Raw genomic sequence first — 231 nt, forward strand, 5'->3', positions numbered from 1 at the left:
ACTAACACCGATATGCTTCGGGGAGCTGTAAGTAAGCTTTGATCCGGAGATTTCCGAATGGGGAAACCCACTGTTCGTAATGGAACAGTATCTTTACCTGAATACATAGGGTATTGAAGGCAGACCCGGGGAACTGAAACATCTAAGTACCCGGAGGAAGAGAAAGCAAATGCGATTCCCTGAGTAGCGGCGAGCGAAACGGGATTAGCCCAAACCAGAAGGCTTGCCTTC

Annotated in this window: 1 rRNA gene; it reads left to right on the top strand. The window is 48.9% G+C overall.

The features are described from left to right. Positions 1–231 (top strand): 23S ribosomal RNA (locus tag M3182_RS26015); the annotation flags it as partial.

This window comes from Mesobacillus maritimus (assembly GCF_023715205.1).
In the GTDB taxonomy this organism is placed as follows: Bacteria; Bacillota; Bacilli; order Bacillales; family Cytobacillaceae; genus Mesobacillus_B; species Mesobacillus_B maritimus_C.